The 13342-nt window shown below is 58.9% G+C and carries 10 protein-coding genes; 9 read left to right on the top strand and 1 reads right to left on the bottom strand.

What is annotated here, in order from left to right:
- Nucleotides 1-54 precede the first annotated feature (54 nt).
- From mog to nhaA, 6 genes are all read left to right on the top strand, one after another.
- Nucleotides 55-642: a molybdopterin adenylyltransferase gene (gene mog / locus ACL2XQ_RS03445; RefSeq protein WP_413740061.1), complete on the top strand. Its 588-nt coding sequence runs from the start codon at nt 55-57 to the stop codon at nt 640-642.
- Nucleotides 643-770: 128 nt separating this feature from the next.
- Nucleotides 771-2081 carry an MFS transporter gene (locus tag ACL2XQ_RS03450; RefSeq protein WP_413723543.1) on the top strand — a complete coding sequence of 437 codons (1311 nt, stop codon included), beginning with the start codon at nt 771-773 and terminating at the stop codon, nt 2079-2081.
- 327 nt (nt 2082-2408) lie between these two features.
- Nucleotides 2409-4328: a molecular chaperone DnaK gene (dnaK, locus tag ACL2XQ_RS03455; protein ID WP_410016468.1), complete on the top strand. Its 1920-nt coding sequence runs from the start codon at nt 2409-2411 to the stop codon at nt 4326-4328.
- A 109-nt stretch (nt 4329-4437) separates the two neighbouring features.
- Nucleotides 4438-5574: a molecular chaperone DnaJ gene (dnaJ, locus tag ACL2XQ_RS03460; protein ID WP_413722114.1), complete on the top strand. Its 1137-nt coding sequence runs from the start codon at nt 4438-4440 to the stop codon at nt 5572-5574.
- A 169-nt stretch (nt 5575-5743) separates the two neighbouring features.
- Nucleotides 5744-6844 carry a catalase family protein gene (locus ACL2XQ_RS03465; RefSeq protein WP_413740062.1) on the top strand — a complete coding sequence of 367 codons (1101 nt, stop codon included), beginning with the start codon at nt 5744-5746 and terminating at the stop codon, nt 6842-6844.
- A gap of 179 nt (nt 6845-7023) precedes the next feature.
- Nucleotides 7024-8247, top strand: coding sequence for a Na+/H+ antiporter NhaA (gene nhaA / locus ACL2XQ_RS03470; protein ID WP_413730942.1), 1224 nt, complete (start codon nt 7024-7026; stop codon nt 8245-8247).
- A gap of 135 nt (nt 8248-8382) precedes the next feature.
- Here nhaA and rpsT read toward each other — a convergent pair whose 3' ends face one another.
- Nucleotides 8383-8646 (bottom strand): 30S ribosomal protein S20, encoded by a 264-nt coding sequence (gene rpsT / locus ACL2XQ_RS03475; protein ID WP_162364018.1) that lies wholly within the window; start codon nt 8644-8646, stop codon nt 8383-8385.
- Nucleotides 8647-9044: 398 nt separating this feature from the next.
- Between rpsT and ribF the strand changes: the two genes are divergently transcribed.
- From ribF to lspA, 3 genes are read left to right on the top strand one after another with little or no spacing between them, the layout of a single operon-like run.
- The gene (gene ribF / locus ACL2XQ_RS03480) at nt 9045-9983 is read left to right on the top strand and encodes a bifunctional riboflavin kinase/FAD synthetase (protein ID WP_410016464.1); all 939 of its coding nucleotides are present in this window, start codon (nt 9045-9047) and stop codon (nt 9981-9983) included.
- Nucleotides 9984-10015: 32 nt separating this feature from the next.
- Entirely contained in the window at nt 10016-12832 is a 2817-nt protein-coding gene (gene ileS / locus ACL2XQ_RS03485; RefSeq protein WP_413722117.1) for an isoleucine--tRNA ligase, read from the top strand.
- A complete protein-coding gene (lspA, locus tag ACL2XQ_RS03490; RefSeq protein WP_410016462.1) occupies nt 12832-13338 on the top strand; it encodes a signal peptidase II in 507 nt (168 codons plus the stop codon). The genes ileS and lspA overlap by 1 nt, the downstream gene beginning before the upstream one ends.
- The last annotated feature ends 4 nt before the right edge of the window (nt 13339-13342 follow it).

Consider the following 13342-nt stretch of genomic DNA (forward strand, 5'->3'; position numbering starts at 1 on the left):
GCTTCGCCGTTAAATTGCTATTATGGAAAAAACATGTCGACCGGAGGACGTTCTATGCAAATTTGCCGTATTGGCCTGGTATCCATATCCGATCGCGCGGCCAACGGCGTCTACCAGGATCAGGGCATCCCCGCGCTGGAATCCTGGTTACGGCAGGCGCTGATTTCACCTTTTACGCTGGAAACACGGCTGGTGCCCGACGAGCAGCCGCTGATTGAGCAAACTCTGCGCGAGCTGGTGGATGAAATGGGTTGCCATCTGGTGCTGACCACCGGCGGCACCGGCCCGGCGCGGCGTGATGTCACGCCGGATGCCACGCGGGCGATAGCGGATCGCGAAATGCCCGGGTTTGGCGAGCAAATGCGCCAGATCAGCCTGCATTTTGTGCCCACGGCTATCCTGTCCCGGCAAATGGGGGTGATCCGCAAACAGGCGCTGATCCTGAATCTGCCGGGCCAGCCCAGGGCTATCCAGGAAACGCTGGCGGGCGTCAGGGACGGGCAGGGTAACGTGGTGGTGCACGGCATCTTTGCCAGCATCCCTTATTGCATCCAACTGCTGGAAGGGCCTTATATCGAGACCGATCCCGCGATCGTGGCGGCGTTTCGTCCCAAAAACGCCCGGCGCCCCGACCCGGAGTAACCGCGGCGCGCGGCGGCGGCGGTAAACGCCGCCCCAGGGTGTGAAATTATATTTCCGCGCAGTAAGATTACCTTTACGTTGTATGCTATATTTTTTTCTTTTTTCTCTCTGGCCCGACGCGAATGACTATGCCTGCCGACCCGCAACGCCGATTGAACCGACAGGATTACAAAACCCTGTCGCTTGCCGCCCTGGGCGGCGCGCTGGAATTTTACGACTTTATTATCTTCGTGTTCTTTGCCGGGGTGATGGGAAAACTGTTCTTCCCGCCGGATTTGCCGGAGTGGCTGCGGCAACTGCAGACCTTCGGTATTTTTGCCGCCGGTTACCTGGCACGGCCGCTGGGCGGCATTATCATGGCGCATTTCGGCGATAAAGCCGGCCGGAAAAAAATGTTCAGCCTGTCCATTCTGCTGATGGCGCTGCCGACGCTGATGATGGGCCTGCTGCCCACTTATGAAACCCTCGGCATCACCGCGCCGCTGCTGTTACTGGCGCTGCGCATCCTGCAGGGCGCGGCCATCGGCGGCGAAGTGCCGGGCGCCTGGGTCTTCGTCGCCGAACATGTGCCCCACAAGCGCATCGGGTTCGCCTGCGGCACGTTAACCGCCGGCCTGACCATCGGCATTTTATTAGGATCCTTTGTCGCCACCTTATTAAACACCTTCATGACGCCGCAGGGCGTGCTCCAAGGGGGCTGGCGCATTCCTTTTTTCCTCGGCGGCTTCTTCGGACTGGTCGCCATGTACCTGCGGCGCTGGCTGCGTGAGACCCCGGTGTTTATCGAGATGCAGATCCGCAAAGCGCTGGCGCAGGAACTGCCGCTGAAATCCGTGGTGATGAACCATAAAAAAGCGGTGCTGATTTCCATGCTGCTGACCTGGCTGCTCTCCGCCGGCATCGTGGTGGTGATCCTGATGGCGCCCCTGTGGCTGCAGCAGCAAATGGGCGCTACCCCGTCCCTGGCGCTCAAGGCCAACTGCGCGGCGATTATCGCGCTGGCCGTGGGCTGCGTGATAACCGGCGCCGTCATCGACCGCGTGGGCGCGGGCAAAACCTTTATCACCGGCTGCGTGATGCTGGGCGTCTTCAGCTGGCTGTTTTACCACACCGGCGCGGATCGGCCGTTGCCGCTGTACATCACCTATGCGCTGGCCGGCCTGAGCGTCGGCGTGGTGGGCGGCGTGCCTTATGTTATGGTCCATGCGTTTCCCTCGCCGGTGCGGTTCAGCGGTATTTCGTTTTCCTATAATGTGGCGTACGCCATTTTTGGCGGACTGACCCCGGTGATGGTCACCATGCTGATGCGCATCTCGCCGATGGCGCCTTCCTGGTATGTGCTCGGGCTATCGGTAATGGGGGTGTTGCTCGGCATTTGCCTGCCGTCCGGACTGCGGCATAAGCCGCCGCTGGCCGGTGGATTGAATTCCATCGCCTGATTTTACGTGCGGCGTGAAATAAATAGGTTCCTGTTTGTCATGGCACTTTTGGGAACGATTTAGTCATTTTTATAAAAATGCACTGTATATCAAAGGACTGCGCGCCAGCCGCTCAGCGATGCGCGGCGCCCGGGGCCGCCGGGAGCGCGCAGAACGCTTTTTTTTTCCTGCTCCCCCTTGATGCGCGGCGCGGTGACCCCATCTTATTTGCAACCAACGTTGTTTAACCTGCTGACAAAAACGTGTCGCTGGCTTGAAAAAAAGTTAACCGGCCACATATCAGGTTTACGACCACAACGAATATGACTTTTTAGTGGAGATGTTTAGATGGGTAAAATTATTGGTATCGACTTGGGTACGACCAACTCTTGTATCGCAATTATTGAAGGCTCCAAACCTCGGGTGCTTGAAAACAGCGAAGGCGATCGTACTACCCCTTCCATTATTGCTTACACGCAGGACGGTGAAATTCTGGTTGGCCAGCCAGCTAAACGTCAGTCCGTTACGAACCCGCAGAACACGTTGTTCGCCATCAAGCGTTTGATCGGACGTCGTTTTGAGGATGAAGAAGTACAGCGTGATAAAAATATCATGCCGTATAAAATTATCGCTTCCGACAACGGCGACGCCTGGCTGGACGTGAAAGGCCAGAAAATGGCCCCGCCGCAGGTGTCCGCTGAAATCCTGAAAAAGATGAAGAAGACCGCGGAAGATTATCTGGGTGAGCCGGTTACCGAAGCGGTTATTACCGTGCCGGCCTACTTTAACGACGCCCAGCGCCAGGCGACCAAAGACGCCGGCCGTATCGCGGGCCTTGAAGTTAAACGTATTATTAACGAACCTACCGCCGCGGCGCTGGCTTACGGCCTGGATAAAGAAACGGGCAACCGCACCATCGCGGTCTATGACCTGGGCGGCGGTACCTTCGATATTTCCATCATCGAAATCGATGACGTGGACGGTGAAAAAACCTTTGAAGTGCTGGCGACCAACGGCGACACCCATTTGGGTGGCGAAGACTTCGACAGCCGCCTGATCAATTACCTGGTGGATGAGTTCAAGAAAGACCAGGGCATCGATCTGCGCAACGATCCGCTGGCCATGCAGCGTCTGAAGGAATCCGCTGAAAAGGCCAAGATCGAGCTGTCCTCCGCGCAGCAGACCGACGTGAACCTGCCGTACATCACGGCGGACGCCACCGGTCCGAAACATATGAACATCAAGGTGACCCGCGCCAAACTGGAATCGCTGGTTGAAGACCTGGTAAAACGCACCATGGACCCGCTGAAGATGGCGCTGAAAGACGCCGGACTGTCGGTCGGCGATATCAAGGACGTTATCCTGGTGGGCGGCCAGACCCGTATGCCGCTGGTGCAGAAGACCGTTACCGATTTCTTCGGTAAGGAACCGCGTAAAGACGTTAACCCGGATGAAGCCGTGGCTATCGGCGCCGCGGTGCAGGGCGGGGTGCTGGCCGGCGACGTGAAGGACGTGCTGTTGCTGGACGTCAGCCCGCTGTCGCTGGGCATTGAAACCATGGGTGGGGTCATGACGCCGCTGATCGCCAAGAACACCACCGTACCGACCAAGCATAGCCAGGTGTTCTCTACGGCGGAAGACAACCAGTCCGCGGTGACCATCCACGTGCTGCAGGGTGAACGTAAACGCGCCGCGGATAATAAATCCCTGGGCCAGTTCAACCTGGACGGGATTGCCCCCGCCATGCGCGGTACGCCGCAAATCGAAGTGACCTTCGATATCGACGCCGACGGCATCCTGCATGTGTCCGCCAAGGATAAGAACAGCGGCCGTGAACAGAAAATCACCATTAAGGCGTCGTCCGGTTTGACCGAGGATGAAATCCAGAAAATGGTGCGTGAAGCGGAAGCCAACGCGGAATCCGACCGCAAGTTCGAGGAACTGGTGCAGACCCGTAACCAGGCAGACCATCAGCTGCACAGCACCCGCAAGCAGTTGGAAGAAGCCGGCGACAAACTGCCCGCCGATGACAAAACGGCCATCGAATCCGCGCTGAGCGCGTTGGAAACCGCGCTGAAAGGCGAGGATAAGGCTGAGATCGAAGCCAAGATGCAGGCGCTGATCCAGGTTTCCGGCAAGCTGCTGGAAGTGGCGCAGCAGCAGGCGGCTCAGGCCGGCGCGGCGGAAGCTGGCGCTGAAGCCAATGCGGGCAAAAAAGATGACGACGTTGTCGACGCCGAATTTGAAGAAGTTAAAGATAAAAAATAATCGCCCTTGAGCGGGCACAGCCACGGTGAGTAATGCCGTGGCTGGCAACAGGCACGGGCGTCGGGGAAACCTTACGCCCGTGCAAGCATGTTGAGGGCAGGAAGAGACAATGGCGAAAAAAGACTATTACGAGATTTTAGGCCTTTCCAAAGATGCGGAAGAGCGTGAAATCAAAAAGGCCTACAAACGCCTGGCAATGAAATTCCACCCGGATCGTAACCCAGGGAATGCTGACGCCGAAGCAAAGTTCAAAGAAGCGAAAGAAGCCTATGAAATCCTGACCGACGCGCAAAAGCGCGCCGCGTATGATCAATACGGCCACGCCGCCTTCGAACAGGGCGGCATGGGCGGTGGTTATGGCGGCGGCGCCGCCGGCGGCGCGGACTTTACCGATATCTTCGGAGACGTCTTCGGCGATATCTTTGGTGGCGGGCGCCGCCAGCGCGCCAGCCGTGGGTCGGATCTTCGCTACAATATGGAGCTTACCCTCGAGGAAGCGGTCCGTGGCGTAACCAAGGAAATCCGCATCCCGACGCTTGAGGAATGCGACGTCTGCCATGGCAGCGGCGCCAAGCCCGGCACTTCCCCCGTTACCTGTCCTACCTGCCATGGCGCAGGCCAGGTGCAGATGCGCCAGGGTTTTTTTGCGGTGCAGCAGGCCTGTCCCACCTGTCAGGGACACGGCAAGATTATCAAGGAACCGTGCCACAAATGCCACGGCCACGGTCGTATTGAAAAGGCCAAGACGCTGTCGGTGAAAATTCCGGCGGGCGTCGATACCGGCGATCGCATCCGTCTGTCGGGCGAAGGCGAAGCGGGCGAGCAGGGCGCGCCGGCGGGGGATCTGTACGTACAGGTTCAGGTGCGTCAGCACCCCATCTTTGAACGTGAAGACAATAACCTGTTTTGCGAAGTGCCGATTAACTTCGCCATGGCGGCGCTGGGCGGCGAGATCGAAGTTCCCACGCTTGACGGCCGGGTGAAGCTGAAGGTGCCTGCGGAAACGCAAACCGGCAAGCTGTTCCGTATGCGCGGCAAAGGGGTGAAATCGGTACGCGGCGGCAACCAGGGCGATTTGCTGTGCCGCGTGGTGGTCGAAACGCCGGTGAAGCTTAACGAAAAACAGAAACAGCTGCTGCGTGAACTGGAAGAGAGTTTTGGCGGCCCGAGCGGCGATCAGAACAGCCCGCGTTCCAAAAGCTTTCTGGACGGCGTGAAGAAGTTTTTTGACGACCTGACGCGCTGAATTTTTGCGCCATCGGCGGTGTCTTTCGATCCCCGGCCCAGCGGCCGGGGATTTTTTTTGGCCTTTGCCTGTCCACCCGAGGCTTTCTCCTGCTTAAGCGCTGTTGCCGGTACGACATCGATAATGGCCGCTATAATTTAGGGGGAATAATTCTCTGGAGATAGACGCCATGGCCCGTGCCGCACTCCGCCCGGCAGTCCCCTTCACGCCGTCCGTAGAGACGTACCGACCCGACGAAGAGCAGACCCATCGGCAAATCGCCGACGTATTTAAGCACATCATCGGCAAGACACACCGTGATTTGGGCCATGCCCAGCGCGGCGTCCATGCCAAAAGCCACGCCCTGCTGCAAGGCCGGCTGGTTGTGCACAGCTCCCTGGCGCCTGAGCTGGCCCAGGGTATTTTTGCCAGGCCGCGTAGCTATGACGTGCTGCTGCGTATTTCGACCATCCCCGGCGACGTGTTGCGCGACGGGGTTTCCCTGCCGCGTGGCCTGGCGATCAAGGTGCTGGATGTAGCAGGGGAACGGTTGCCCGGGTCGGAAAACGACCTGACCCAGGATTTTTTACTGGCCACGGGACCCGCCTTTACCGCAGCGGACAGCCGGGCGTTCCTGAAAAACCTGAAACTGCTGGCCGCGACCACCGGTCGGGCGGAGTGGGCCAAAGCTGCCTTATCCGCCGTCCTGCGCCCGCTGGTGCGCGCCCTGAAGACGCTGGACGTCAACACCGGATTGCTGCAAGCCCTGGGCGGCTATCCGCTCACCAATCCGCTGGGGGATCGCTACTTTACCCAGGTAGCCAGCCGCTTCGGTGATTATATCGCCAAACTGGACGTGGTGCCGGAATCGGCCAATTTCCTGGCGCTGGCGGGCAAGGCGTTCGCGCTGGCCGGACGGCGGGACGCGCTGCGGGAGGAGGTGGCGCGCATCCTGGCGCGGGAGGGCGGCGCCTGGACCCTCAGGGCGCAGCTGTGCCGGGATTTGGCGGAAAATCCCGTTGAAGATGCCTCGGTGGCCTGGCCCGAGCAGGATAATCCCTACCTGCCGTTGGCGTCGATTATTGTCGAGCCGCAGCAAAGCTGGTCGCCCGAGCGCTCCCGTGCCATGGACGACGGTCTTTCCTTCCAGCCCTGGCATGGCGTCACCGCCCATCGGCCGCTGGGCGACATTATGCGGGCGCGCCGGCTGGCGTACCCGGTGTCGGTGGCGCAGCGCAGCGACCTGAATCAATGTCCGGTGCATGAGCCGCGCCAGCCCCCGGCGTGCTAAACATCCGCATTACCGGCGCGCCGCGGCGGCGGGTAAACCGGCGGTCAATCCTCCAGCCCGGCCGCCGGGGTATTTTTGCGAGCCGCGCTAAATAACGCGCCGGCGATGTTGGGTTTTTATTTACCTGGCTCCCGCCATCCCGCACAATAAATCCATTGTGCGCACTTCAAGGATATATTGTGTCTTCTCTTATTCACCGCTGGTTAAATCACGAAGCCTCGGGCGGCGTATTGTTGATTTTAGCCGCGTTAATTGCGCTGATCATGGCCAACACGCCGGCGCAGGCGGCCTATGAAGCGCTGATTTATTTTCCCCAGGGCGCCTCCGCCGGCCACGCCTCGCCATTGACGCTGCTTTTTTTGATCAACGACGGCTTGATGGCGATTTTCTTTTTGATGATCGGGCTGGAGGTGAAGCGCGAACTGATGGAAGGCGCGCTCGCCAGCCGCAGCCAGGCGGCGTTCCCCGCCATTGCCGCGCTGGGCGGCATGATAGCCCCGGCGATTATCTATACGCTGATTAACTGGAACACGCCGGCCAATCATGCCGGCTGGGCTATTCCCACCGCCACGGATATCGCGTTTGCGGTAGGCGTGATGGCGCTGTTGGGAAAACGGGTGCCCGCCAGTTTAAAGGCTTTTTTACTGGCGCTGGCCATTATTGACGATTTAGGCGCCATCGTAATTATCGCGGTATTCTACAATCACGATTTGTCGTTAATCGCCCTGGCGGGCGTGGCGGCGACGATTGCGGTGCTGGTGATGATGAACCGCAGCAATGTCCGTCATATCGGACTTTATCTGCTGGCCGGCGCGGTGCTGTGGGGCTGCGTGCTATTATCGGGCATTCATGCCACTCTCGCCGGGGTGATACTCGGCGCCCTGATCCCCCTGCGTTTGCCGTCACGGCCTGGGGCCCCGGCCTCAGCGCCGCAGACCCAGGCGTATTCTCCCGCCCTGGTGCTTGAGCACTATATTCAGCCCTGGGTGGTTTATCTTATCCTGCCGCTGTTTGCCTTCGCCAACGCCGGCGTTGGTCTGCATGGGCTAACCCCCGCCAGCCTGTTGTCGGTGCTGCCGGCCGGCATTGCCGTGGGGCTGGTGCTGGGTAAGCCGCTGGGCATCCTGCTGTTTTGTTTTGCATCCATCAGGCTGGGATTGGCCCGGCTGCCCGACGGCGTGGTCTTTAACCAGATTGCCGCCGCCGCGGTGCTGTGCGGTATCGGCTTTACCATGTCGATCTTTATCGCCGGGCTGGCGTTCGGCGCGCCGGGGGTGAGTCCGGACAGTATAACCTATGCCAAGCTTGGCATTCTGTCCGGTTCGGTGGTGGCGGCGATCTTGGGCTATATATCGCTGCGCCTGGCGCTGCCGATGCATAAGCCCGCCCCGGCCCGCTCCTGACCAAACAGGTTAGCGCCGCGCAACGCTACGCCATCAACGCCAAGCGCGGCGCTGAAGAACCGGAGGCAAACGCCAGATGCAAAAAAACCGGCCGAAGCCGGTTTTTTTAACAAAACACCAACGTAAGAACAGATCTTACTGCATTGCGTTGATACGCGCGGTCAGATTAGATTTATGACGCGCTGCTTTGTTTTTGTGGATCAAACCTTTACTGGCCTGACGGTCCACAATGGGTTGCATGGCAGAAAAAGCATTCTGCGCTGCATCTTTATCACCTGCATCGATAGCCGCGTATACTTTTTTGATAAAAGTACGCATCATAGAGCGACGGCTGGCATTGTGCTGACGACGCTTCTCAGACTGTACGGCGCGTTTCTTAGCTGATTTGATATTAGCCAAGGTCCAACTCCCAAACATGTTCTATGAGACAATTCAAAGGCCGAGGAATATGCCCTTTCGGCCTTCTTTTGTCAATGGATTTGTGCAAATAAGCGCCGCTTGACTACGCAACGCCTGTTACAATGTGATGGCGCAGGATTCTACCAGTTTCAGCGCGCGGAATACAGCCTTAGACGATAAAAAAGCGATTATCTGTAATAAACAAACCAATTCGCGGCGCGGCGCCCGTCGGCCGGGCGGGGAAATGTCCTGTCCGGCAGAATAACCTGCGAAAAAAACCTGGTCGGGCAAAATAAGCATGACTTTCACCGTCGTTACTGTCAAAGATTGGATTCGCGGGTTAACCTTAGCGGCTGTACAAGGTATAATCCGCCGATTTCCTCAGTCTTGAGCCTGCTATGAAGCTTATTCGCGGTTTACATAACCTGCAGGCGCGTCCCCAAGGGTGCGTGCTCACTATTGGCAATTTTGATGGTTTCCATCGTGGGCATCAGGCGTTGATTGCACAATTGCAGACCGAAGGCCGCAAACGCGGCTTGCCGGTAATGGTAATGATATTCGAGCCCCAGCCGCAGGAACATTTTGCCGGCCGGGACGCACCGGCGCGGTTGACCCGCCTGCGGGATAAAGTGAAGTACCTGGCCCAGGCCGGGGTAGACGTAGTATTGTGCGTAACCTTCGATACGCGGTTCGCGGCCATCGGCGCCGAGTCGTTTGTCGCGGAGCTGCTGGTGAAAAAGCTCGGCGTCAGGTTTCTTTGCGTCGGCGACGATTTTCGCTTCGGCGCCGGGCGGCGGGGCGATTTCGCCTTTTTGCAGCAGGCGGGTATCGCGGCGGGCTTTGATGTCATGAGCACCGCCACGTATACGGAGGGCGGTAAGCGTATCAGCAGCACGGCGGTACGGGAGGCGCTTTGCAACGACCAGCTGGTTGTCGCCGAGATGCTCCTTGGCCATCCTTACCGTATTTCCGGGCGCGTGGAGCACGGCGACGAGCTGGGCCGCACCCTTGGCTTCCCCACGGCCAACGTCTCCTTAAAGGGCCGTCCAGCGCCCATTAACGGGGTCTATGCGGTGGAGGTCGGCGGACTGGCGGCGCAGCCGTTGCCCGGTGTGGCCAATATCGGCACCCGCCCGACGGTGGCGGGGCTTCGTCCGCGGCTTGAAGTGCATTTAATGGATATGGCGCAGGATCTTTATGGCCGCCATATAGAAGTGGTGATACGCGCAAAACTGCGCAATGAACAACGGTTTGCCTCCCTTGATGAGCTAAAGCGGCAAATCGCGAATGATGTGGTGAACGGCCGGGAATTCTTCGGACTGACGGCACCCCTCTAAACGCTCTAACCGAAAACGGAACCGAGAATCGAATGAGTGATTACAAAAACACCCTGAATTTGCCGGACACAGGGTTCCCGATGCGCGGCGATCTGGCCAAGCGCGAGCCTGGCATGCTGCAACGCTGGTATGAACAGGACCTGTACGGGATTATCCGTAACGCTAAAAAAGGCAAGAAAACCTTTATCCTGCATGACGGCCCTCCGTATGCCAACGGCAGTATCCATATCGGTCACTCGGTTAACAAGATTCTCAAAGACATTATTATCAAGTCCAAAGGCTTGATGGGCTATGACTCCCCCTATGTGCCGGGCTGGGATTGCCACGGCCTGCCGATTGAGCTGAAAGTTGAACAGATGATCGGCAAGCCGGGCGAAAAGGTCAGCGCCGCGGAATTCCGCGCCGCCTGCCGCAAATATGCCGCCGAGCAAGTGGAAGGCCAGAAAAAAGATTTTATCCGCCTGGGCGTGCTGGGCGAATGGGATCATCCTTACCTGACGATGGATTTCGGCACCGAAGCCAATATTATCCGTTCGCTCGGCAAAATCATCGCCAACGGCCATCTGCATAAAGGCGCCAAGCCGGTGCATTGGTGTATCGACTGCCGTTCCGCGCTGGCTGAGGCGGAAGTCGAGTATTACGATCGCACCTCGCCCTCCATCGACGTGGCTTTCCAGGCGGTCGACGCCGACGCCGTGGCGGCAAAATTCGGCGTGAGCGGGGTTGCCGGGCCGGTGTCGCTGGTGATCTGGACCACCACGCCCTGGACCCTGCCGGCCAACCGGGCGATTTCGGTCCATCCGGACTTCGAGTATCAGCTGGTCGCGGTGGACGGGCAAAACTGGATACTGGCCGCCGACCTGGTGGCAAGCGTAATGCAGCGTGCGGGTATCGCCCAATGGACCGTGCTGGGCAGTTGTAAAGGCGGCGCGCTGGAACTGCTGCGCTTTCGCCACCCGTTTATGGGCTTCGACGTGCCGGCGATCCTGGGTCAGCATGTGACGCTGGAAGCCGGTACCGGCGCGGTGCATACCGCGCCCGGCCATGGCCCGGACGATTATGTCATCGGCCAGCAATACGGCCTGGAGGTCGCCAATCCGGTGGGGCCGGACGGGTGCTACCTGCCGGGGACCTATCCGGATCTCGACGGGCTGCAGGTGTTCAAGGCCAACGATGTGGTGGTCGAATTATTGCGCGCGCACGGCGCGCTGGTGCATGTGGAAAAGCTGGTGCACAGCTATCCGCACTGCTGGCGTCATAAGACCCCCATCATTTTCCGCGCCACGCCGCAGTGGTTTATCAGCATGGATCAGAAAGGGCTGCGCAAACGTTCCCTGGAAGAAATCAGGGAAGTGCAGTGGATCCCGGGCTGGGGACAGGCGCGCATCGAAAATATGGTGGCCAATCGTCCCGACTGGTGTATCTCGCGCCAGCGCACCTGGGGCGTGCCGATGTCGCTGTTTGTCCATAAGGATACCGAGGAGCTCCATCCGCGCACGCTGGAGTTGATGGAAGAAGTGGCCAAACGGGTCGAGAAAGACGGCATCCAGGCCTGGTGGGATCTGGATCCCGCCGCTATCCTCGGGGCTGAGGCGGCCGAGTATACCAAAGTGCCGGATACCCTGGACGTGTGGTTCGACTCCGGTTCGACGCACTCGTCCGTGGTAGCGGTCCGTCCGGAATTCGGCGGCCACGAGCCGGATATGTACCTGGAAGGTTCCGACCAGCATCGCGGCTGGTTTATGTCGTCGCTGATGATTTCCACCGCCATCAAAGGCCAGGCGCCCTATCGCCAGGTGCTGACCCACGGTTTTACCGTCGACGGGCAGGGGCGTAAAATGTCCAAATCCATCGGCAACGTGGTCAGCCCGCAGCAGGTGATGGATAAACTCGGCGGGGACATCCTGCGTCTGTGGGTGGCTTCCACCGATTATACCGGTGAAATGGCGGTCTCCGACGAGATCCTTAAGCGCTCCGCCGACGCGTACCGGCGTATTCGCAATACCGCGCGGTTCCTGCTGGCCAACCTGAATGGGTTCGACCCGGCGCTGCACAGCGTCAAGCCGCAGGAGATGGTGGTGCTGGATCGCTGGGCCGTGGGCCGGGCGCAGGCGGCGCAGGCGGAAATCATCGCCGCCTACGACAGCTATGACTTCCATAACGTCGTGCAGCGCATGATGCAGTTCTGCTCGGTGGAAATGGGGTCTTTTTACCTGGATATCATCAAAGATCGCCAGTACACCACCCAGGCCGACAGTATCGCCCGCCGCAGTTGCCAGACCGCGCTGTACCATATCGCCGAAGCGCTGGTGCGCTGGATGGCGCCGATCCTGTCTTTTACCGCCGATGAGATCTGGGGCTTCATGCCGGGTGAACGCGCCCAGTATGTCTTCACCGAAGAGTGGTATGAAGGGTTGTTCGGACTGGACGCCGGTGAAACCATGAACGACGCTTACTGGGAACAGGTGTTGAAGGTGCGCGGCGAAGTGAACAAAGTGCTTGAGCAGGCCCGCGCCGATAAAATCATCGGCGGGTCGCTGGAGGCCCGGGTCACCCTGTATGCCGAACCGGCCCTGGCGAAAACGCTGGGGGCGCTGGGTGAAGAGTTGTATTTTGCCCTGCTGACGTCGCGCGCCGATGTGGCTGATTACAGCGCGGCGGGAGAGGATGCCCAGCAGTGCGAAGGATTGAAGGGCCTTAAAATCGCCCTGGCTAAGGCCGATGGTGAAAAATGCCCGCGTTGCTGGCATTTTGAAACCGATATCGGCGCTGACGCCGGGCATCCCGAAATTTGCGGGCGTTGCGTCACTAACGTGGCCGGCCCGGGCGAAGAGCGTAAATTTGTCTGATGAGTAAATCCTTAGCATCCACCGGTCTGCGCTGGCTTTGGCTGGCGCTGGTCGTACTGATTATCGACCTGGGCAGCAAGCAGTTGATCATGCAGCATTTTATGTTGCATGAGACGTTGCCGCTGATCCCGTTTTTTAACATTTTTTATGCCCACAACTATGGCGCGGCGTTCAGTTTTCTGGCCGATAAAGGGGGATGGCAGCGTTGGATGTTTGCCATTATCGCCCTGGTCATCGCCGTGGCGTTGATGATATTAATGTACCGTTCAGACAGCCGCCAAAGAATGACCAATTGCGCCTACGCCTTGATTATCGGCGGCGCGCTGGGCAATCTCTTTGACCGCCTGGTGCATGGCGTGGTCATCGATTTCATTGATTTTTATGTCGGTGACTGGCACTTCCCCACCTTCAACGTGGCGGATTCGGCCATTTGTATCGGCGCACTCCTGATCGTGCTGGAAGGGTTTATGCATCCGGCCGATAAAACGGCTAAGCAGAAAGGTTAAGCGG

It is taken from the genome of Sodalis sp. RH14, assembly GCF_047324285.1.
In the GTDB taxonomy this organism is placed as follows: domain Bacteria; phylum Pseudomonadota; class Gammaproteobacteria; order Enterobacterales; family Enterobacteriaceae; genus Acerihabitans.

Bases quoted from the DNA above. Each gene is read 5' to 3' on its own strand.
- mog (WP_413740061.1), top strand. From the start codon at position 55: ATGCAAATTTGCCGTATTGGCCTGGTATCCATATCCGATCGCGCGGCC.
- ileS (WP_413722117.1), top strand. From the start codon at position 10,016: ATGAGTGATTACAAAAACACCCTGAATTTGCCGGACACAGGGTTCCCG.
- dnaK (WP_410016468.1), top strand. From the start codon at position 2,409: ATGGGTAAAATTATTGGTATCGACTTGGGTACGACCAACTCTTGTATC.
- dnaJ (WP_413722114.1), top strand. From the start codon at position 4,438: ATGGCGAAAAAAGACTATTACGAGATTTTAGGCCTTTCCAAAGATGCG.
- ribF (WP_410016464.1), top strand. From the start codon at position 9,045: ATGAAGCTTATTCGCGGTTTACATAACCTGCAGGCGCGTCCCCAAGGG.
- ACL2XQ_RS03450 (WP_413723543.1), top strand. From the start codon at position 771: ATGCCTGCCGACCCGCAACGCCGATTGAACCGACAGGATTACAAAACC.
- ACL2XQ_RS03465 (WP_413740062.1), top strand. From the start codon at position 5,744: ATGGCCCGTGCCGCACTCCGCCCGGCAGTCCCCTTCACGCCGTCCGTA.
- lspA (WP_410016462.1), top strand. From the start codon at position 12,832: ATGAGTAAATCCTTAGCATCCACCGGTCTGCGCTGGCTTTGGCTGGCG.